Consider the following 20289-nt stretch of genomic DNA (forward strand, 5'->3'; position numbering starts at 1 on the left):
TTTTAACTAATACAATCTTAAATCATCACTTTTAGGTGTTTGTACTTGCATTATCTTTGCTGTTTGGATAATGTTCTGCGCATCAACGCGATAAACCAAAACGAGCAAGAAAAGCATATGATTATTTTTACCATGAAAAGCGACCTAAACTGGCATCATCATATAGCATAACCTTTCAGGTTCGTGCTGGAAGGTTAATTGTCCTTCCAGCGGTACAGAATTTTTCTAAACCCCCGGAAGGAAACTTCTGGGGGTTTTTCGTTGTAATGGCAACGATTTGAAATTTAACTTTATATTGAGGCAACAACATGAGCGAGAGCAAACGACTACGCATAGCGGTTCAAAAGAAAGGACGGTTGAGTGATGAAAGCATTGGATTACTCAAGGCTATCGGCATTAAATTACAAATACGTGATCGCCTTCTAATCGCTCATTCCACTAACCAACCCATTGATCTATTGTTGGTCCGTGATGACGATATTCCGGGTTTGGTGATGGATGGCGTGGTCGATATGGGTTTCATCGGCGAAAATGAGCTTGAAGAAAAGATGCTAGAACGTCAGCAATCAGGTAAGCCCCATGAATTTAAAACCCTACGTCGATTAGATTACGGCGGTTGCCAGTTATCCATTGCCGTTCCCACCGAATTTGATTATCAAGGTTTAGAATCCATTAATGGTTTAAAAGTGGCTACCACTTATCCATTTCTTTTAGAGCGATTCTTTAAAAATAATAACATTGATGCACAATCGGTTATGTTAACCGGTTCAGTGGAAGTTGCGCCTAGAGCAGGTGTTGCTGATGCCATTTGTGATTTAGTTTCCACAGGGGCAACGCTGGAAGCCAATGGATTACGTGAAGAGGCAGTAATTTTCAAATCTAAAGCCGTCTTAATTCAACGTGCTGGCCAGTTAAGCGATGAGAAACAAGCGTTAATCAACCGTTTACTACCCCGTGTTGATGGTGTGATGCAGGCTAAAGAAAGTAAATACATTATGTTGCACGCCCCTAAGGCTTATTTAGAGCAAGTAAAAAGCTTGTTACCTGGTGCTGAAAACCCAACCGTTTTGCCGTTAGCCAATAATGAAGAAACCGTTGCCATTCACGTGGTTAGCACAGAGACATTATTCTGGGAAACAATGGAAAAACTAAAATCATTGGGTTGTAGCTCAATATTAGTTATGCCAATCGAAAAAATGATGGGCTAAAACCATGACCACGCAGATTCAAGACTGGGCAATTTTGTCAGACTCTCAAAAACAACAAATTTTGAGTCGCCCAGCGCAAGCTGACAATGATAAATTGCGTAAAATTGTGAGTGATATTTTACAACGGGTAAAAGAGCACGGTGATGACGCAGTCAAAGAATTAACCGAACAGTTTGACGGTATTCGGTTGGTTACACTGCGGTTAGATAACCAAAGCTTAATTAATGCAAGCAAAGAAATCACTGACAAAGTGCGCAGTGCTATCGATTTGGCTTATGCAAATATTAAAGCGTTTCATCAGGCACAATATCCTTCGGATGTGAAAATAGAAACCCAACCTGGGGTGTTATGTGAGCTTAAACATGCTGCCATAGATTCCGTTGGTTTATATATTCCAGGTGGCAGCGCGCCATTACCATCAACGGTGCTTATGCTCGGGGCTACAGCTCAAGTTGCTGGTTGCAGTCGTAAAATTTTATGCACTCCCCCTGATGCCAGTGGCAATATTGCGGCAGAGATCCGCTATGCTGCACAATTGTGTGGTATCGATGAAGTCTACTTAATCGGTGGCGCCCAAGCTATTGCAGCGATGGCATATGGTACTGCTTCAATCGCTAAAGTAGATAAGATATTTGGACCTGGCAATAGTTTTGTCACCGAAGCGAAACAACAAGTGAGTACTCAGGCGGATGGCGCAGCCATTGATATGCCTGCGGGCCCTTCAGAAGTTTTAGTGATTGCTGATGAGGCCGCTGAACCGAGCTTTGTTGCCTCAGATTTACTTTCTCAAGCTGAACATGGAGCAGACTCTCAAGCCGTATTAGTGAGCAACAGTCAATCCCTAATAGAAGCGGTGCAATTGGCAGTAGAGCAACAATTGCAGCAGTTAAGCCGCAAGGATATTGCGGAAAAAGCCATGCAACACGGTCGTTATATATTGACCACAGATGTTGACCAATCGGTATTAGTGAGTAATCAGTATGCTCCTGAACATTTAATAGTACAGGTGGAAAAACCTCGGGATTTATTGCCAAAGCTGAAGTATGCAGGTTCGATCTTTGTTGGTAAGTGGTCGCCAGAGTCAGCCGGAGATTACGCCAGTGGCACCAATCATGTGTTACCCACCTACGGATATTCAAGAAATTATTCTAGTTTAGGACTAGCAGATTTTATGCGTCGTTTCACAGTTCAAGAGCTAAGCTACCAAGGGCTTTCCAATATTGGTAATGCCATTATGGATCTTGCCGAAGCTGAAGGCTTAGATGCACACAAACGAGCTGTCTCCATTCGTTTGCAAGGAGATGATGCATGAGTAACTTAGTCGATAAATTATTGTGCGACAACGTTAAAAACTTAAAGCCTTATGAATCTGCCCGTAGATTATTTGCCGCAGGGACTGGAGAAATTCAGCAGACTTGGTTGAATGCTAACGAATCGCCCTTTGCGAATGCTTACGACGTCGACAGCGAGCGCTTTAATCGTTATCCCGACTGCCAACCAACCTCGGTGATCAACTCTTACGCAGCATACTCAGGTGTTGCTCCAGAAAACACCTTAGTCAGTCGAGGCGCAGATGAAGGCATTGAACTGCTTATCAGAGCATTCTGCAATCCGGCACAAGACGCCGTTTTAATTTGCCCTCCTACCTATGGCATGTACGCTATCAGTGCTGAAACATTTAATGTTGATGTACACAAAGCGCCTCTGAACGAAGATTTTAGTCTAGATGTGCCCAGTATTTGTGCGTACAAAGACAAAGTGAAGTTAGTGTTCATCTGCTCACCGAACAACCCCACCGGCACTAAGGTTGATGCACAGCAATTACGACAGGTAGTTGAGCATTTTGCCGATTCAGCCTTAGTGGTTGTCGATGAAGCTTACATTGAGTTTGATTGGCAAAGCAGTTGGGCAAACAAGTTAGCAACTTATCCAAATTTGGTCGTTTTACGCACGCTGTCAAAAGCCTTTGCCTTAGCCGGAATAAGATGTGGTTTTACTTTAGCCGCTCCAGCGGTAATACAAGCATTGTTAAAAGTGATTGCCCCCTACCCGATTCCAGAACCGGTAGCGCAAATAGCGAGTCAAGCGTTAAGCGCTTCAGGTATCCTGCGAATGCAAGATCAGGTTAGTGATTTAAATGCCCAAAGAGCTAAACTCAAACAACAATTAATGACTATTCCACATGTTGAATTAGTGGGTGATGATAAAGCCAATTTCATTTTGTTCCGTTGTGAACAAAAGCAGCAACTTATGCAGTATTTAGTGGATAATCACTTTTTGATCCGTGACCAATCTAAGCAAATAAATCTACAAAATTGTCTGCGTATTACCGTAGGCACGGCTGAGCAAAATCAACAGCTAATGGATTTAATCTTTTCATTTTTTAAACTACAGGATTCGGCACAATGAGCGCCTTACCGATTTTATTTATAGACAGAGACGGCACGTTAGTAGAAGAACCTCCTATTGATAAGCAACTCGACCGTCTAGACAAATTAGTCTTTGAACCTAATGTCATTCCCGTGCTTTTGAAACTGCAACAAGCTGGTTACCATTTAGTTATGGTGTCTAACCAAGATGGATTAGGAACCGAGTCATTTCCTCAAGCCGACTTCGATGCACCCCATAATATGATGATGGATATTTTTGCCTCACAAGGGGTGAAATTTGACGATGTGTTAATTTGTCCCCATTTCGATGAGCAACAATGCAGCTGTCGCAAACCTAAACTCGGCTTAGTGAAAGAGTATTTACAACAGGGTAAAGTCGATTTTAGTCGCTCTTTAGTGATTGGCGATCGCCAAACCGATATCGGCTTAGCAGATAACATGGGATTAAAATCCCAGCTGTATAATCGTGAAAGCAATGATTGGTTGGCCATTGAAAAAAGTATTCTGAGCTCAAGTAGAACTGCGACGGTTTCGCGCAACACCTCGGAAACACAAATTAACGTATTTGTAGATTTAGATAGCACGGCAAAATCAACAATCCACACCGGCATAGGCTTTTTTGATCATATGCTCGATCAAATATCCACTCACGGTGGTTTTGAATTGCGCTTATCTGTAGACGGTGATTTGCACATTGATGATCACCATAGTGTTGAAGACACAGCCCTAGCGTTAGGTGAAGCTATTAAAAAAGCCTTAGGTGATAAACGCGGTATTGGTCGATTCGGCTTTGCACTACCTATGGATGAATGCCGTGCCGAATGCATCATGGATATATCGAATCGACCGCATCTGAAGTTTGAGGCTGAATTTAGCCGTGATACGGTAGGTGAAATGGCCACAGAAATGGTTCCGCACTTTTTCTATTCCATAGCCCAAGCTATGGGGTTATCACTGCACCTATCCACGACCGAAGGTAATGCTCATCACCAGGTAGAAAGCCTGTTTAAAGTGTTCGGACGAGCGTTACGTCAAGCCATTACTAAACAAGGGGATACCTTACCCAGCAGTAAGGGAGCATTGTAAATATGTCAGTGGCAAGTTCTACGCAAAAAACCGTGATTATTAATACTGGCTGTGCAAATATTTCTTCAGTGAAATTTGCCCTACAAAGGTTGACGCAAAATGTAACTGTGTCTGATGATCCCAAGGTTATCAGTGCCGCCGACAAACTTATCTTACCGGGCGTAGGCAGTGCTAATGCGGCAATGGAAAGTATTGAGAAAAAACAACTCACAAGTTGTATTCAAACTCTTACCCAACCTGTTTTAGGGGTCTGTTTGGGCATGCAATTGATGGTCACCGACTCCCAAGAAAAAGCCCACCAGAGTGATCTGGGTAATACTCCCTGTTTGAATTTAATTCCAGGTCAGGTGAAGCGTATGCAAGTGGGCGATTTACGCTTACCCCACATGGGCTGGAACACAGTTGAAGCTGTTGAACAAAATTCAATATTTAAAGGCATCCCCCAAGGCACCTATTTCTATTTTGTGCATAGCTTCGCGGTAGAAGTGTATTCCCATACGTTGGCTGCCAGCCAATATGAAATGCCCTTTTCTGCCGCCATCCACAGAAACAATTTTTATGGCGTGCAATTTCACCCAGAACGTTCAGGTGATGCCGGAGCAACTCTACTGGAGAACTTTTTAAACTTATGATTATTCCAGCGATAGATTTAATTGATGGTGCGGTTGTGCGTTTATATCAAGGCGATTACGACCAAAAAACCCAATACAAACTTGACCCTGTGGACGTGGTAGATAGTTACGCGGATCAGGGGGCAAAATGGTTGCATATAGTAGACTTAACCGGCGCTAAGGATACCAATAAACGCCAGTTAGAGTTGATTAAACGTATGGTTGATACCCAACGCATGCAGTTTCAAGCCGGCGGTGGTATTCGTTCAGAAGCCGACGTAGCGCAACTATTAGAAATCGGTGTGAAACGTATTGTGATTGGCTCATTGGCCGTAAAACAGCCAGAAACTGTTAAACAGTGGGTCACTAAATACGGTCCTGAAGCCATAGTTCTGGCCTTAGATGTCAATATTGACGAAAACGGCAACAAGTTTATTGCCACCCATGGATGGCAGGAAAGTTCCGGCGTAGCACTTGAAGGCCTATTAGATGACTTTTTAAGTGTCGGGGCAAAACACGTTTTATGTACGGATATCAGTCGCGACGGCACGCTACAAGGGGCTAACCACCAGCTATACACAGAAATGAAACAACGTTTTCCTGATGTTGTATGGCAAGCATCTGGGGGAATTGGCTCTTTGGCAGATATTGAAGCATTAAAACCTAGCCATGTTGATGGTGTAATCTTAGGACGAGCCCTGTTAGAAGGTAAGTTTACCCTTGAGGAGGCAATCCAATGTTGGCAAGGAGAATAATTCCCTGTTTGGATGTCCGCGATGGCAAAGTAGTCAAAGGGGTTAAATTTCGTAATCACGAAATAATCGGTGACATAGTCCCGTTAGCCGAACAATATGCCCAACAAGGTGCAGATGAGTTAGTATTTTATGATATTACCGCATCCAGTGATCAACGTGTGGTCGACAAAAGCTGGGTTAGCCGAATAGCGCAAGTTATTGATATCCCGTTTTGCGTGGCTGGAGGCATTAAGTCTGTAGAAGATGCAGGCCGTATCTTAGAAATGGGAGCTGACAAAATATCCGTCAACTCGCCTGCTCTCGCCGACCCAGAATTGATCACGCGATTACACGATACCTACGGACAACAATGTGTGGTTATCGGAATTGATAGTTATTTCAATGAACACAGCCAGCAATACGAAGTGTATCAGTTTACCGGAGACGAAAAACGTACACAGAATACTGGACGACTCACCGTTGACTGGGTTAAAGAAGTACAACAACGGGGCGCAGGCGAGATAGTACTCAACTGTATGAACCAAGACGGCGTGCGTCAAGGTTATGATATTGCCCAACTCAGTATAGTGCGTGAAGCCTGTATTGTGCCGTTAATTGCCTCTGGTGGCGCGGGTGAAAAACATCACTTTTACGATGTATTCAAACAGGCCGATGTGGACGGTGCCTTAGCTGCCTCCGTTTTCCATAAAGGCATTATTCCAATTCCAGAGTTAAAAGATTTTTTACGAGCACAAGGCGTGGTCATTCGAGACGATTTTGTGCACACCACATCCTAACAGTGAAACGGATAAAACAGAGAATTTCATGATTATCAATCAACAAACAATAGACCAGCTAAGTTGGGATAAAATGCAGGGGTTGATCCCGTGTATCGTGCAAAACGCGATAAGTGGCAAAGTATTAATGCAAGGTTATATGGATAAATCGGCCATCGAAACCACCTTAGACAGTGGTCATGTAACCTTTTTTAGTCGCTCAAAGCAGCGTTTGTGGACTAAAGGCGAAACGTCTGGTCATACCCTTGATCTAGTAGAACTAACGGCTGATTGTGATAAAGATTCAATCTTAGCCTTGGTAAAACCCAACGGCCCTACCTGCCATTTAGGAACTGAGTCTTGTTGGGCATCTAGTGAAGATGCAGACTTTACTTTTATCGCCGAACTAGAAACTATCTTAGCGGCCAGAAAAAGCGCAGATCCTGAATCTAGCTACACTGCTAGTTTGTACAACAAAGGCATTAAACGCATTGCCCAAAAAGTTGGTGAAGAAGGCGTTGAAACCGCATTAGCAGCAACGGTCAAAGACTTGGAAGAGTTGAAAAATGAATCTGCCGACTTACTTTACCATTTAATAGTTCTATTACACGCTTCAGATCTTTCCCTAAGTGATGTGGTCGATATATTAAAGTCTCGTCATAATAAAAACTAAGCAAACAATTTGGCTTAGCAGTATACGGCTAAGCCAAATTTAATTAGTCCCTCTATTGCTCGTATTTCTGTCTGCAAAACTGCATCCTAAAGTTTAGGTTATTTCATTTACTTCTTGCTAGAATGATAATCTTATTCCTGTCAATTTTGGTTAACTGAAAGGACGCTTACAACATGCAATCTTCCCGATCTAGTTTAGTCATTGGCGCTGCATTAATCATAAGCACCGCAATTTTAGGCTACTTTTTACAACAGTCCGTTGAACGTTTTCGCTCCTTTGAGCGCACTATCACTGTGAAAGGTTTATCGGAGCATGAAGTCCCCGCCGATACGGCAATTTGGCCTATTCAGTACAGTGTGATCAGCGATGATCTAGGCGGTTTATATCAACAATTGGAAACCCAACAACAAGTCGTAGAACAGTTTCTATTAGAGAATAACTTTAGCGAAGATGAGATAAGCGCATCAACCCCAACGATTAATGATAAAAAAGCGCAAAATTACGGTAACTACAATGCCAATGACATTCGTTTTACCGCAACCCAAACATTCACTGTCTACAGTGAAAAAATTGATGCTGTACTGCAAGCTCAAACTCGATTATTAGAATTAGGGAAACGAGGCTTAGTGCTTAATGGCAATAGTTATGAAAACCGGACGCAGTTTTTATATTCAGGGTTAAATCAGATAAAACCGAAAATGATTGAGGATGCCACCCAAAAAGCCCGTGAAGTCGCTGAAAAATTTGCAGCCGACAGTAACAGTCAGTTAGGAAAAATAAAACAGGCCAGACAGGGCCAATTTAGTATCTCAGATAGAGACAGCAATACACCTTATATTAAACAAGTGCGTGTCGTTTCCACCATTGAATATTATTTAATCGACTGATGTTTTAGTGAGTTAAAGTGAGGATTTATTAATGGGCACAATTGGATTGATTGGCGGTATGAGTTGGGAGTCGACAGTGAGTTACTACCAAGTGATTAATCAGCAAGTTAAAACGCTATTGGGTGGTTTTCACTCTGCCAAAATCATCTTACATAGTGTCGATTTCGCTCAAATTGAACAGTTACAACACCAGGGGAAATGGCAAGAATTAGGTGATATTCTAGCTGATGCCGCCCGTGGACTGGAGCGAGCTGGCGCGGAATGTGTGCTGATATGTACTAATACCATGCATAAAGTCGCCGATATGGTTGAACAAGCAACAAAACTGCCGCTAATACATATCGCCGATGCCACGGCAAAAGCGTTAATCAAAAACCAAATCCAAAAAGTTGGATTGCTCGGTACACGATTCACCATGGAGCAAGACTTTTATAAACAAAGATTACAAGATAAGTTCGCAATCGAAGTAGTCATCCCTAACCAAACAGAGCGAGATTTGGTGCATAACGTCATTTACGACGAACTGTGTTTAGGCAAAATAAATCCTTGTTCACGAGAAGCTTATTTAACGATCATGCAAAACCTGGTGGATAATGGTGCCCAAGCCATCATTTTGGGTTGCACTGAAATCGCACTTTTAGTGAGTCAGAATGATACTGATATTCCCCTCTACAATACCACCGACATTCATGCTTTAGCTGCCGTGGACTTTGCCTTAAATATTTAACATTCTTCCCTCTACTTAGCCAATATTAACTCATCATTTTTACCCCATCACCATTACGACATAATTACTTACAGTCTAAGTTTGAACTATACAAACCAAGGTTATCTAATAATCTAGTCAATAGCGCGACAACGGAAAATCAGCAAGGACAATTATGATGTTAATAAAACAAAAATTAGTGGGTTTGTGTAAACAGAATTGGGGATTCTTATTATTTATTCTTCTCATGTTTGCATCACGAAGTAGTTTAGCGGATTGGTATCACGTTCCTTCGGGGTCCATGTTACCCACCATAGAAGTAGGTGATCGCATTTTGGTTAACAAATTGGCCTATCGCTTAGAATTGCCCTTTACGGATATTGCTTTGTTACAAACAGGCTCACCAGAACGTGGCGATATAGTGACGTTGAATTCCAAAGCTGCTCAAGAAAGGCTGGTAAAACGCATTGTTGGAATACCAGGAGATCATATTTCAATGATCAACAACCAACTCATTATTAACGGTCAATTAGTAGGATATACAAAACAACAAAGTGATTTTTATCAAGAAGATCTTTTGGGTAAAGACCACTTAGTGCAGTTTATCGACGTACCTCATCCTAAAGACAGTTTTACCAATATAGAAATTCCAGCAGGCTATTATTTTGTGATGGGCGACAACCGCAATAATAGCATCGACTCACGTTATATTGGCCTGGTAAGTAAACGGGAATTACAAGGTAAAGCCACCAAAGTGATCACCTCTTTAGATAAAAACAATTATTACCTACCTAAAACCAATAGAAATTTAATAGATTTAAATTAATATAAATCAATAGGTTATAAATTATTTTCAATTTTTTTAATTTTTATCTATTGAAAATTTATTGCTCCGCCACATATTTATATTGTCGGCGCCGAAAGGGTCGACAAATAATAACGCCGCCGAAGACTCGGGGCACAATTTAAAAATTTAACATATTGCTTAATAGCGAGGATATGACTATGCGTAACATCGACTTATCACCACTTTATCGTTCTTTTATTGGTTTTGATCACTTAGCATCTATGATAGATGCCGCTTCACAAAGTGAAAAACAAACAACCTACCCTCCATACAATATCGAGTTGTTAGAAGAAGACAAGTATCGAATCACTATGGCTGTGGCAGGATTTTCCCAAGAAAACATTACCATTGAGACTCAGGAAAATACCTTAAAAGTCTCAGGTACACTTCCTGGAAAACAAAGCGATCGTAAGTTCCTTCACAAAGGTATTTCCGAGCGAAATTTCGAAAGAAAATTCCAACTTGGCGACCACGTGAAAGTCTTAACTGCAGATATGCAAAATGGTTTACTGCATATTGAACTTGAACGCGTAATTCCGGAAGCCAAAAAGCCTAGAAAAATTGAAATAGGCAGCAATGGAAATAGCTATATCGAAAATAAATCTGAATAGTTATTTTTCAAATTAACAAATTAAAAACGGCGTCTATAGACGCCGTTTTTTTATGCGTATCACTACCCTAAAAACTTGATTTAAAATAGATTAATACAAGGTTAGGATATTCAATACTGAAGCGCCAATCAGCGCAGCAAAGGTCATCAACATTCCCCATAAACGCTGCCAACTCACGCCAGAATGATGACGTAAGCCGTAGGCATGGATCAATCGCCCTAACAATAATAACGAACCTATTGCGTGCAAAATAAGGTGGTTTCCTTGATTAAGCTCTGCAACTAACAACAAAACAAGGATCAGGGGTACATATTCTGCAAAGTTAGCATGGGCGCGAATCACGCCTAGAAAGTGACTATCGCCGCCGTCACCTAGACTAACTTTCAGACTACGTCTCTGTTGTATCACCAAAGCAGAAAGGTAAAAGAAACTTATCCCTAAAAGACCAGCATAAAAAGCGGTTATCGGTGTACTCATATCCTATCCTAAATTAAAAAGCCCACAATATTGTGGGCTTTAGTCTAAACTATTTGGCTACAGTTTCCAGTACGGGGTTACCCTAACTTTTCAGCCAACTGTTCGCGCACGGTTTCAACGGCCTGAGTTCCATCAATTTTGATGTATTCACAGTTTCCTGACTGAGCTTCAGCAGAATAGTAATCAACCAATGGCTTAGTCTGTTCATGATAAACAGTCAAACGCTTACGTACGGTTTGCTCTTCATCATCAGGTCTAATAACCAGATCTTCACCTGTCACGTCGTCTTTGCCTTCAGTTTTAGGCGGATTATATGAGACATGATAAACACGGCCTGAGCCAGGATGCACACGTCGTCCTGCCATTCTTTCCACTATTACATCATCAGCTACATCAAACTCAATACAGAAATCGACTTTAATACCAGCCTGTTTCATAGCATCAGCTTGTGGAATCGTGCGAGGAAAACCGTCTAATAGAAAACCGCGTTCGCAATCAGGTTGGGTAATACGCTCTTTTACTAAGCCAATAATTAGTTCATCAGAAACTAATTTACCTTCATCCATAACTTTCTTTGCAGCAAGACCGAGCTCGGTACCTGCTTTTATAGCTGCTCTGAGCATATCGCCTGTAGAGATCTGTGGAATCCCATACTTACCCATTAAAAATTGGGCTTGTGTGCCTTTACCTGCACCAGGCGCGCCTAGAAGAATAATGCGCATGCCGTGTCCTCTCATAGTTAAAATTCAATCCAACCGCAACTCTACACATTCATTTGCTGCTATACAAGAATATCAAAGCAGACTCCCCCTAAAGTCTTAGAAAAATTAGAAATAAGTATGTAAGATTTTTAACTGAGCAGCTTCATTTAGGGTAAACGGTTGAATTTTAACCTTTTGCTTCGATTAATTTTAACCAGTGAGGCAAAATACCGATTTGTGCAATGGTTAATTTAATACACACGAGAATAGGAACTGCTAATAACACCCCTAATATTCCCCATAACCACCCTAACAAGAGTAACCATAAAATTATAACTAAGGGGTTAACTTGCATATTGCGCCCCAAAATAGCGGGCGTAATGAATTGTGATTCAAGAATATTTAAAATAAGAAACACACCACTTGGCATCAATGCAATTAATTCAAAACCAAACTGAACGGTGCCAGCCAGACACAATATAATTAGACTAAAAACAGACCCTACGTAAGGAACAAAATTAAGGAGAGCTACCAATGCCCCCCATAAGAGCGCGTCTTGCACGCCTAAAAAGTATAGAATAGCTGCAGTAGAAAGTCCTAATGCAGAATTAATAATACTAATGGTAACAATGTACCTAGATAAGGTTTGCTGAATTTTAGTAACGAGGAACAGCGTCCGCTTTTTGTTCTTTACAATCGGAAAGTCATTAATAAAAACAGAAAATAAGGATGGACCAAAAATAAGCAGGAATAAGATCAAAATTAGGCTCGCCAATAGCTGACCTATAAACGTTGGCGTTGCTCCTAAAACCGACAATAACATTTCTATGCCGCCCTGTTTGATATGTTCTTTAACCACATTTTGTTCAAGTTCTGTTTTTTGTTCTGGCGGATCACTTTTAAACCAGTTAAAAAAACTAAAACCCGATTTTTCCTTACCTTCATCAGCCTGTTTTTTAGCCAAAGCTTCATGTTTAGAAAATGCATCACTCATACTGTCGATTTGTTCGCTTAGCTGTACTGAGAGTTTTGGCACTAACTGTGCCCATTTTTGCGCAGGTTCAGCCAGTTGTGTACCTAAAAAACTAAAGGGGGCTACCAACATCACCAGTAACACCACGGCTGAAATAGGACGAGGAATAAGGAGCTTTTTAAAAAAGTTTACCAAAGGACTCAGTAATAAAGCCGTAAGCACTGTAAAAACTAGGGGGATCATTAAAGACTGGGCAAAGTATAAGGTGTAAAAAATGGCTAAAATTAACAACCACTGTAACGATTTCATTGCTGTGGGCGTTTTTAGATTAGTGCCATCATCTAACGCTTGTTGATTATTACTGGTCATATCTGTCACAGGCCAACCTTAATTATGGATACATACACTTAGCGCTTTTTAAGCACTAAGTAATTTTAACTACATATAAAATGGTACGGATATCAAAATTGTACCACCAATTCCCTAGACTGCTCATGTAGTATTGCAGCTTATTGAACCCGTTAAACACAAAAAATCCGGTAAGCATGACTCACCGGATTTTTAAAACGCTATCTTCTTTAGATTCGTGTAATCAATTACATCTGCTTACACGTTACCTAAATACTACTTTGCCAAATCAATCAACAGTTTATTCAAGTTTTGAACGAAGCTTGCTGGATCTTTAAGACTGCCCTGTTCTGACAATGCGGCTTGATCGTAAAGCACTTCAACCCATTGCCCAAACTGACCTTCATCTTGCAAATCAGCGAGTAACTTGACCAACTGATGCTCAGGGTTCAATTCAAAATGATATTTTGCTTCTGGTACAGGCTGACCTGCAGCTTGCATCAACTTAATCATTTGCGTAGACATGCCCTGCTCATCAGTTACGATACAAGCTGGTGAATCAGTTAGTCGATGGGTAAACTTAACATCAACCACTTTATCGCCTAAAGTCGTTTTTACGCGCTCTAATACGCCTTCAACTTCTTTCTCTGCTTGCTCTTGTTCTTTTTTGCTCTCTTCATCTTCCAAATCACCAAGATCTAATGCACCACGGGCAACAGACTGGAATGATTTTTCATTGAATTCAGTTAAGTGCGACATCAACCATTCGTCAATACGGTCACCCATTAACAACACTTCAATACCTTTTTTGCGGAAGATTTCTAAGTGCGGACTAGATTTAGCGGCTTGATAACTATCGGCTGTAATAAAGTAGATTTTATCCTGACCTTCTTTCATTCGGCCAATATAATCTTCTAAAGATACAGTTTGTGCATCGCTGTCATTATGAGTGGATGCAAAACGCAATAAACCAGCAATTTTTTCTTTGTTAGCATGATCTTCTGCAGGACCTTCTTTAAGCACACTGCCAAATTCTTCCCAGAATAACTGGTACTTGTCAGCATCATTTTTAGCTAAACGCTCCAACATTTGCAGAACTCGTTTAGTACACCCTTGGCGGATGGCCTGAGTGATTTTGTTATCTTGAAGAATTTCACGGGAAACATTCAAAGGTAGATCGTTGGAGTCTAATAGACCTTTTACAAAACGCAGGTAAACTGGCATAAACTGTTCTGCGTCATCCATAATAAAGACGCGCTGAACGTAAAGCTTCAGACCATGGCTTTGATCACGATTCCACATATCAAAAGGCGCTTTTGATGGAATATAAAGTAGGCTTGTATATTCTGTTTTACCTTCCACTTTATTGTGGGAGTGTAACAACGGATCGGTAAAATCGTGAGAAACGTGTTTATAAAACTCGTTATATTCTTCGTCGCTTATTTCTGACTTATCTCGCGTCCAAAGAGCGCTCGCTTTGTTGACGGCTTCCCATTCTCCAGGTTGAGCAGGAATTTTTTCACCATCAGGACCTTCTGACTCAGCAACTTCTTCTTTCCACATTTTAACGGGAATACCGATATGTTCAGAGTACTTAGTGACAATTGAACGAAGTCGCCAATCGTCTGCGAATTCTTTTTCGTCTTCACGTAAATGCAGAACGATTTCAGTACCACGGTCAGCTTTTTCAATATCTTTAACCGTGAATTCACCTTCACCGGCAGATTGCCATTCAACACCTTTATCTGCACTTTCACCAGCGGCGCGGCTGCGCACGATAACGTTATCAGCAACGATAAAGGCTGAGTAGAAGCCTACACCGAATTGACCGATTAATTGTGAATCTTTTGACTGGTCGCCAGACAAGTTATTAAAGAATTCTTTGGTACCTGATTTAGCGATGGTACCAAGATGTTCAATAACATCTTCTTTATTCATTCCAATCCCATTATCTGAAATAGTAATGGTACCGGCTTCTTTATCTGCACTGAGTTTAACGCAAAGATCACTGTCATTTTCATAAAGTGATGAATCTGAAAGTACTTTAAATCTCAATTTATCTGCAGCATCAGCAGCATTTGAAACTAATTCACGAAGGAATATTTCTTTGTTGGAATAAAGTGAATGAATCATCAATTGAAGTAATTGCTTTACTTCAGTTTGAAAACCATGAGTTTCTTGGTGAGCTGTTTCAGCCATAAACAAATTTCTCCTATAAACCGTTTTGCTTCTAGGCTTAGGAGATAAGGTCGTTTACTTTCTTTTCAAGCAAACAACCCTATTTATTATCAAGAAAAATGTAAAAATTTTATGGCAGTTAAAAAAGCGGGTACTTTTCAAGCAACTATAGCAGCTATCAAGAATAGCAAGCTGCTAAAGATATCAGGGGTGGAAAAAATTAAATAACACGCCTACCAGTAAACGCATGCATTAAGGTGTTCCCATCCACATACTCAAGCTCACCACCCACTGGCATACCATGGGCTAAACGAGTGGCTGATATGTCGAAGGTTTTGCACATTTGTGCAATAAAATGGGCAGTAGCTTCACCTTCAACGGTGGGGTTAGTGGCCAGAATAACTTCTTTAAACTTGCCAGATTTAAGCAACACTTCCAGCTCATTCAAACCAATTTCATTGGGCCCTATTCCGTCGATCGGCGACAAATGCCCCATCAAAACAAAATAACGCCCTTTGAATTCGGATGTTTGCTCCACCGCAATCACATCTTGTGGTGATTCAACAATACATAATTGCCCGACTTCTTCACGAATTGGATTGCTACAAATATCGCACAAGCTTGCTTCGGTAAAGGTACGACACGATTGACAATGCTGCACATGCTCCATTGCATTATGAAGCACATTACTCAATTCAAGTGCCCCCTCACGATTGCGTTCTAACAAGTGAAACGCCATACGTTGAGCGCTTTTTTTACCCACACCTGGAAGGTGAGTCAAAGCGGCAATAAGTTCGGTAATAAGTGGGCTGTATTGCATCTACTTCTTCTTAAAACGGCATCTTAAAGCCAGGAGGTAACGGCATTCCACCGGTTACATCACCCATTTTTTCTTTGGTGGTTTCTTGCACACGACGAACAGCATCATTAATGGCTGCAGCAACAAGATCTTCGATCATTTCTTTGTCATCTTCCATTAAAGAGGGATCGATATCGACTCGTCTTACATTGTGATTACAGGTCATAGTAACCTTAACCAAACCGGCGCCAGATTCACCTGTAACTTCGATTGTCGCTAATTCTTCTTGTGACTTTTGCATGCGCTCTTGCATTTGCTGCGCTTGCTTCATGATATTTCCCATACCACCTTTAAACATAATATTCTCTCTTGTTTGGTAAATTAAATTAGCGAGGTTTAATACTAGACTCTATCACCTGCGCAGAAAATGTATTTTTTACCCGATTTATTTCTGGGTTTGTTTCAGCAACATTTATCGCATGCCGCATTCTTACCTGATTAATGGTTTGCTGCACTGCAAATGGCGTACTTATTGGCTGACTATGCTCAATATGCAACTCAATCTGTTCCTGAAAAAGTTCACTTAAAGCCTGTTGTAACTGACTTCTAGCGGTTTCAGTATCTAGATGTGGCTTCGAATCTAATAACTTCAAGGTCACACGGTTATCATTTTTTTCGTAAGACGAATGTAGCGCTAATTGTTTCGTTAATGCGGTAATTTGCATTTGCTCAATTAGTTGACTCCATGTATCCAGCTGCTTCGAATGTATTACCTTTTCCCCATTTTCAAGAAATGCCGGAACATCAAAGTCCACATTCACTTCTATTGGCTCGTTAAGGTGAGCCATAGGGTCGAATTCATCTTCTAATTCTTGGTAGTTTTGCTGACTTTGTTCACTATTAGTCCCGCTTAGTTGCGCCTCAGCATTATCCTGGGACCAAGGTGGTGTATCTTGATGTTGCGCATCTTTAGAAACACTATCTACTGTAATTTCATTTTCAATGAAATTGTTATTGGGATTGGGATTGGGATTGGGAACATAGCTAGAAGGGGCTGTATTATCGACACTTTGCTCGTCGCTATTACTCTCCGGCGCGCCAAATTCGCTATATGAATCAGTTTCAATTGAATTAGGTACAACATGTACACTTTCTTGTGATTCTGTGTTTGTTATGTCTGTGGCCTGGCTATTAGGCTGAATTACATCGATGCTTTGCGGCTTAGCAGTCTCTTGTTTATCTTCGACTTCTTGAGTATTGTCGTTTACTTGTTCCGCTTTAGGCTTAAATCGCGAAGGTAGAAAATCCCCTTTGGGTTGTTCTTCCTTTTTGTATTGCTCCTCAGAAGCCACTTCTAATTTAGAAAGTTTGTCTTTTAAAGCGATTAGATTTTCTGTTGCAGATAAAGAACTGGCCAACTCAGATGGGTGAGAAGTGTTTTTTTCTGATGATGACGTAACAGGCTCAACTTGGGGTAAATTCCCCCCTTCATTTTCATTTAAGCTATGAGCGCTATTGTCTGCATAAAAATCTGCTAGATTATTCTGATCTTCAAAATACTCTTGATGATAAACATCCGGGTTGTCAAAACTGGGTTGGCTCTCAACCTCAATAGGACTCTCATTACTAACATTAGCATCAGCTAACTCTTGCTCTGCACCACTTTGACTAGCGCTGTCATCCAAAACTTTGCTATGAAGCTTTTGAGATGGTGGCTGTTGTTGATTATTTTGAGCATAATCAGAACCTTGTGAAACCTCAGATTGTGTTGCGCCTAAACTACTGGCTTGAGAAATAATATCATTTTGTTGTGCTGTCAAATCTTGCTCTATTTCGTCTTCATTAAGCTCGACGTTTTCAACAGTTTTTTTTTCTACATTGCCATTGTTAACGGGTAAGGATGCCAAGTTCGTTTGTTTAGTTAAACTGTTAGTTTCGTCAATCGACAATGATATTGGCGATGGATTAAATGCTAACATCCGTAACAAGGTCATCTCTAAACCAATGCGTGCATCTGCGGCATGAATGATGTCTTTTTTACCTTGCAAAGCAATCTGATAAGCTAGCTGAACTTGCTCAGGCGGCAACATTTTTGCTAATTGATAAATAGCTCGAGCGGATACAGTTTCTAACTTACAGGCTTCGGGCACAAACTGTGTTAACGCAACTTGGTGTAACAAGCTCATTAGCTCTGCTAACACCTGTTCATAATTAACAGACTGCTGAGACATTGTTTCAACTTGTGCCATAACTTGAGCTGGTTCGTTATTAAAAACCGTATGTAGCAGCTTAACTATCTGGCCTTTATCCATGAGGCCCAGCATATCCGTCACGATGTCATTTGTTACCTTACCGTCGCCTTGAGCGATAGCTTGGTCAGTTAAACTTAACGCATCTCGCATACTTCCCTGTGCAGCTCTAGCTAACTGGGATAATGCTTGTGGTTCGCTAACAATCTTTTCTTCTGACAGGATATAACTTAATTGCTGGCTAATTTGATCCCGTGATAACGCCTTCAAATTAAACTGCAAACAACGTGACAATATGGTCACGGGTAGTTTTTGCGGGTCTGTTGTTGCCAGTAAAAACTTCACATGTGGAGGCGGTTCTTCAAGGGTTTTTAAAAGTGCATTGAAACTATGTTTAGACAACATATGCACTTCATCTATTAAGTAAACCTTAAACTGCCCCCGCGTCGGTTTATACTGTACGTTATCGAGTAACTCTCGGGTATCTTCTACTTTGGTTCTTGATGCGGCATCAATTTCTAGCAAATCAACGTAGCTACCATTTTCAATATCCAAACAGGTATGGCATTGACCACAAGGGTTTGCACTTAAACCCGTTTCGCAATTTAAACTTTTTGAAAATATACGCGCTATGGTGGTTTTGCCAACTCCTCGCGTACCTGTAAAAAGGTAGGCGTGGTGAAGGCGGTTATTATCTAAAGCATTGGATATTGCAGTGACAACATGTTCCTGCCCCACTAATTCTGAAAACCGGTTAGGACGCCATTTACGAGCAAGAACTTGATAAGCCATTAGTTGTTATTCACCATCGAAGTCACACAAAGAATGGCATTGAACACCATGCTGGTTGAGTTTTTCTTCGCCACCCAAATCAGGAAGAGAAATGATAAAACCCGCATGTTCCACTATACCACCAAGTTTACGAATCAAATTTGCTGTAGCTATCATAGTTCCGCCAGTAGCAAGCAGATCATCGATCATTAACACTTTTTCACCAGGCTTAATCGAATCAGAATGAATCTCCAACATATCCATTCCATACTCAAGTTCGTAAGACTCTGATATGGTTTCGCGAGGTAATTTATTTGGTTTACGGACAGGAATAAAACCAATTCCCATTTCAATGGCTAATGGAGCCCCAAACAAAAAGCCTCTAGCTTCAGTTCCTGCAATTTTGTCAAACTGTAGTGGTGCAAATTTTTCCAGTAATAAAGCAATACTGCTAGAAAATGCAGTGTGATCTTCTAATACTGAAGTTACATCACGAAACAGAATTCCTGGTTTTGGGTAATCAGGGACGGTTTTTACGATTGATTTTATATATTCAGCTGACACAAACTTCCTCTTAGTGGCTCGCTTAATTATTGGATTTATAGATAAAAAGTAAGCCAACCAGCAATAGCAGGTAAAAGAGGAAGTGCTAATAAAACAACAAGCGCTACCAATAAATATGTCCAGCTAAATGGGTCTTTCTCAAAACTCTGATCTTGCATTTATAAACTCCAATTAATCCTAATTTAGAAGCGCTAAATAGTAATGCAAACAAGGCAAAATTAATAGGGCTAATCGGCGTTGATCGACAATTGTTAAGTTTTGATCAGGGTTTAACTGTATCTCACTATTACCAACCGAATATAGGATAAGTCCACCTACAAGCTAACAGGTTTAATTTTAAGCTTTTCTTTAACCACGGGCTAAAGCCCGTGCTACAGGGTAGAGGATCTTTTTGCTCTCACATGGGGGTAAGCGAGGATGTTTTAGGAACGCAGTTCCGCCCGAGCGCACGACCGACATGGATGTCGGGCTGGAGGTAGCCACAGGGATGTGTGACACCTAGCCTTTTATTACATCAACAGGCATTGCATGACATTAGATGGGTATGGTTTCCCTTGGAGTGTTGTTGCGCGACAGCGCTTAGAAGGAAGGCTATCTAGTCTGGTGATGAAAAAGGTGCTTCGTTAGACAAATCGCAGGCATAAAAAAAGGCTACCTAACTAGGTAGCCTTTCTTCTAATGGGAGTCTGGCGATGTGCTA

The 20289-nt window shown here is 41.0% G+C and carries 21 protein-coding genes and 1 other annotated feature; of the genes, 12 read left to right on the forward strand and 9 right to left on the reverse strand.

The genetic code is table 11. From position 1 onward, the window contains the following. The first annotated feature begins 146 nt into the window (after positions 1–146). Positions 147–260 (forward strand) — a sequence feature (His leader region). 48 nt (positions 261–308) lie between these two features. The 12 genes from hisG to ABJV04_RS17940 all read left to right on the forward strand — a co-directional run bounded on the left by hisG (position 309) and on the right by ABJV04_RS17940 (position 10529). Next, complete coding sequence (hisG, locus tag ABJV04_RS17885) at positions 309–1208, forward strand: ATP phosphoribosyltransferase (RefSeq protein ID WP_348492969.1); 900 nt, start codon at positions 309–311, stop codon at positions 1206–1208. A 16-nt stretch (positions 1209–1224) separates the two neighbouring features. Beyond that, positions 1225–2520, forward strand: a complete 1296-nt coding sequence (hisD, locus tag ABJV04_RS17890) for a histidinol dehydrogenase (RefSeq protein WP_348492988.1) — start codon at positions 1225–1227, stop codon at positions 2518–2520. Further along, entirely contained in the window at positions 2517–3617 is a 1101-nt protein-coding gene (gene hisC, locus ABJV04_RS17895; RefSeq protein ID WP_348492970.1) for a histidinol-phosphate transaminase, read from the forward strand. The genes hisD and hisC overlap by 4 nt, the downstream gene beginning before the upstream one ends. Beyond that, complete coding sequence (gene hisB / locus ABJV04_RS17900; protein ID WP_348492971.1) at positions 3614–4684, forward strand: bifunctional histidinol-phosphatase/imidazoleglycerol-phosphate dehydratase HisB; 1071 nt, start codon at positions 3614–3616, stop codon at positions 4682–4684. The genes hisC and hisB overlap by 4 nt, the downstream gene beginning before the upstream one ends. A gap of 2 nt (positions 4685–4686) precedes the next feature. Next, positions 4687–5316: an imidazole glycerol phosphate synthase subunit HisH gene (gene hisH / locus ABJV04_RS17905; RefSeq protein ID WP_348492972.1), complete on the forward strand. Its 630-nt coding sequence runs from the start codon at positions 4687–4689 to the stop codon at positions 5314–5316. Next, a complete protein-coding gene (gene hisA, locus ABJV04_RS17910; RefSeq protein ID WP_348492973.1) occupies positions 5313–6050 on the forward strand; it encodes a 1-(5-phosphoribosyl)-5-[(5-phosphoribosylamino)methylideneamino]imidazole-4-carboxamide isomerase in 738 nt (245 codons plus the stop codon). Before hisH ends, hisA begins: the two co-directional genes overlap by 4 nt. Further along, complete coding sequence (hisF, locus tag ABJV04_RS17915; protein ID WP_348492974.1) at positions 6032–6826, forward strand: imidazole glycerol phosphate synthase subunit HisF; 795 nt, start codon at positions 6032–6034, stop codon at positions 6824–6826. The genes hisA and hisF overlap by 19 nt, the downstream gene beginning before the upstream one ends. Before the next feature lie 28 nt (positions 6827–6854). Further along, the gene (gene hisIE, locus ABJV04_RS17920; RefSeq protein WP_348492975.1) at positions 6855–7478 is read left to right on the forward strand and encodes a bifunctional phosphoribosyl-AMP cyclohydrolase/phosphoribosyl-ATP diphosphatase HisIE; all 624 of its coding nucleotides are present in this window, start codon (positions 6855–6857) and stop codon (positions 7476–7478) included. Between the two features lie 173 nt (positions 7479–7651). Beyond that, a complete protein-coding gene (locus ABJV04_RS17925; protein ID WP_348492976.1) occupies positions 7652–8365 on the forward strand; it encodes an SIMPL domain-containing protein in 714 nt (237 codons plus the stop codon). A gap of 31 nt (positions 8366–8396) precedes the next feature. Further along, positions 8397–9092, forward strand: coding sequence for an aspartate/glutamate racemase family protein (locus tag ABJV04_RS17930; protein WP_348492977.1), 696 nt, complete (start codon positions 8397–8399; stop codon positions 9090–9092). A 154-nt stretch (positions 9093–9246) separates the two neighbouring features. Next, positions 9247–9897: a signal peptidase I gene (gene lepB / locus ABJV04_RS17935; RefSeq protein WP_348492978.1), complete on the forward strand. Its 651-nt coding sequence runs from the start codon at positions 9247–9249 to the stop codon at positions 9895–9897. A gap of 179 nt (positions 9898–10076) precedes the next feature. After that, positions 10077–10529: an Hsp20 family protein gene (locus tag ABJV04_RS17940; RefSeq protein ID WP_348492979.1), complete on the forward strand. Its 453-nt coding sequence runs from the start codon at positions 10077–10079 to the stop codon at positions 10527–10529. A 90-nt stretch (positions 10530–10619) separates the two neighbouring features. Here ABJV04_RS17940 and ABJV04_RS17945 read toward each other — a convergent pair whose 3' ends face one another. From ABJV04_RS17945 to ABJV04_RS17985, 9 genes are all read right to left on the reverse strand, one after another. Next, positions 10620–11006 carry an MAPEG family protein gene (locus ABJV04_RS17945; RefSeq protein ID WP_348492980.1) on the reverse strand — a complete coding sequence of 129 codons (387 nt, stop codon included), beginning with the start codon at positions 11004–11006 and terminating at the stop codon, positions 10620–10622. A gap of 77 nt (positions 11007–11083) precedes the next feature. Then, positions 11084–11728: an adenylate kinase gene (adk, locus tag ABJV04_RS17950; RefSeq protein ID WP_348492981.1), complete on the reverse strand. Its 645-nt coding sequence runs from the start codon at positions 11726–11728 to the stop codon at positions 11084–11086. A gap of 166 nt (positions 11729–11894) precedes the next feature. Then, positions 11895–13049, reverse strand: a complete 1155-nt coding sequence (locus tag ABJV04_RS17955) for an AI-2E family transporter (RefSeq protein WP_348492989.1) — start codon at positions 13047–13049, stop codon at positions 11895–11897. A 255-nt stretch (positions 13050–13304) separates the two neighbouring features. Beyond that, a complete protein-coding gene (gene htpG, locus ABJV04_RS17960; RefSeq protein WP_348492982.1) occupies positions 13305–15227 on the reverse strand; it encodes a molecular chaperone HtpG in 1923 nt (640 codons plus the stop codon). A gap of 199 nt (positions 15228–15426) precedes the next feature. Further along, positions 15427–16026 carry a recombination mediator RecR gene (gene recR / locus ABJV04_RS17965; protein ID WP_348492983.1) on the reverse strand — a complete coding sequence of 200 codons (600 nt, stop codon included), beginning with the start codon at positions 16024–16026 and terminating at the stop codon, positions 15427–15429. A 10-nt stretch (positions 16027–16036) separates the two neighbouring features. Further along, positions 16037–16363, reverse strand: coding sequence for a YbaB/EbfC family nucleoid-associated protein (locus tag ABJV04_RS17970; protein ID WP_216047343.1), 327 nt, complete (start codon positions 16361–16363; stop codon positions 16037–16039). Between the two features lie 28 nt (positions 16364–16391). After that, complete coding sequence (gene dnaX / locus ABJV04_RS17975; protein WP_348492984.1) at positions 16392–19046, reverse strand: DNA polymerase III subunit gamma/tau; 2655 nt, start codon at positions 19044–19046, stop codon at positions 16392–16394. 6 nt (positions 19047–19052) lie between these two features. Next, positions 19053–19589, reverse strand: a complete 537-nt coding sequence (gene apt / locus ABJV04_RS17980) for an adenine phosphoribosyltransferase (RefSeq protein ID WP_348492985.1) — start codon at positions 19587–19589, stop codon at positions 19053–19055. Between the two features lie 35 nt (positions 19590–19624). Beyond that, positions 19625–19747, reverse strand: a complete 123-nt coding sequence (locus tag ABJV04_RS17985) for a hypothetical protein (protein ID WP_348492986.1) — start codon at positions 19745–19747, stop codon at positions 19625–19627. Positions 19748–20289 lie beyond the last annotated feature (542 nt).

Origin of the sequence: Aliiglaciecola sp. (assembly GCF_039982535.1) — a bacterium.
In the GTDB taxonomy this organism is placed as follows: Bacteria; Pseudomonadota; Gammaproteobacteria; order Enterobacterales; family Alteromonadaceae; genus Aliiglaciecola.

Bases quoted from the DNA above. Each gene is read 5' to 3' on its own strand.
- hisG (WP_348492969.1), top strand. From the start codon at position 309: ATGAGCGAGAGCAAACGACTACGCATAGCGGTTCAAAAGAAAGGACGG.
- hisC (WP_348492970.1), top strand. From the start codon at position 2,517: ATGAGTAACTTAGTCGATAAATTATTGTGCGACAACGTTAAAAACTTA.
- hisB (WP_348492971.1), top strand. From the start codon at position 3,614: ATGAGCGCCTTACCGATTTTATTTATAGACAGAGACGGCACGTTAGTA.
- hisH (WP_348492972.1), top strand. From the start codon at position 4,687: ATGTCAGTGGCAAGTTCTACGCAAAAAACCGTGATTATTAATACTGGC.
- hisA (WP_348492973.1), top strand. From the start codon at position 5,313: ATGATTATTCCAGCGATAGATTTAATTGATGGTGCGGTTGTGCGTTTA.
- hisF (WP_348492974.1), top strand. From the start codon at position 6,032: ATGTTGGCAAGGAGAATAATTCCCTGTTTGGATGTCCGCGATGGCAAA.
- hisIE (WP_348492975.1), top strand. From the start codon at position 6,855: ATGATTATCAATCAACAAACAATAGACCAGCTAAGTTGGGATAAAATG.
- ABJV04_RS17925 (WP_348492976.1), top strand. From the start codon at position 7,652: ATGCAATCTTCCCGATCTAGTTTAGTCATTGGCGCTGCATTAATCATA.
- ABJV04_RS17930 (WP_348492977.1), top strand. From the start codon at position 8,397: ATGGGCACAATTGGATTGATTGGCGGTATGAGTTGGGAGTCGACAGTG.
- lepB (WP_348492978.1), top strand. From the start codon at position 9,247: ATGATGTTAATAAAACAAAAATTAGTGGGTTTGTGTAAACAGAATTGG.
- ABJV04_RS17940 (WP_348492979.1), top strand. From the start codon at position 10,077: ATGCGTAACATCGACTTATCACCACTTTATCGTTCTTTTATTGGTTTT.
- ABJV04_RS17945 (WP_348492980.1), bottom strand. From the start codon at position 11,006: ATGAGTACACCGATAACCGCTTTTTATGCTGGTCTTTTAGGGATAAGT.
- adk (WP_348492981.1), bottom strand. From the start codon at position 11,728: ATGCGCATTATTCTTCTAGGCGCGCCTGGTGCAGGTAAAGGCACACAA.
- ABJV04_RS17955 (WP_348492989.1), bottom strand. From the start codon at position 13,049: ATGACCAGTAATAATCAACAAGCGTTAGATGATGGCACTAATCTAAAA.
- htpG (WP_348492982.1), bottom strand. From the start codon at position 15,227: ATGGCTGAAACAGCTCACCAAGAAACTCATGGTTTTCAAACTGAAGTA.
- recR (WP_348492983.1), bottom strand. From the start codon at position 16,026: ATGCAATACAGCCCACTTATTACCGAACTTATTGCCGCTTTGACTCAC.
- ABJV04_RS17970 (WP_216047343.1), bottom strand. From the start codon at position 16,363: ATGTTTAAAGGTGGTATGGGAAATATCATGAAGCAAGCGCAGCAAATG.
- dnaX (WP_348492984.1), bottom strand. From the start codon at position 19,046: ATGGCTTATCAAGTTCTTGCTCGTAAATGGCGTCCTAACCGGTTTTCA.
- ABJV04_RS17985 (WP_348492986.1), bottom strand. From the start codon at position 19,747: ATGCAAGATCAGAGTTTTGAGAAAGACCCATTTAGCTGGACATATTTA.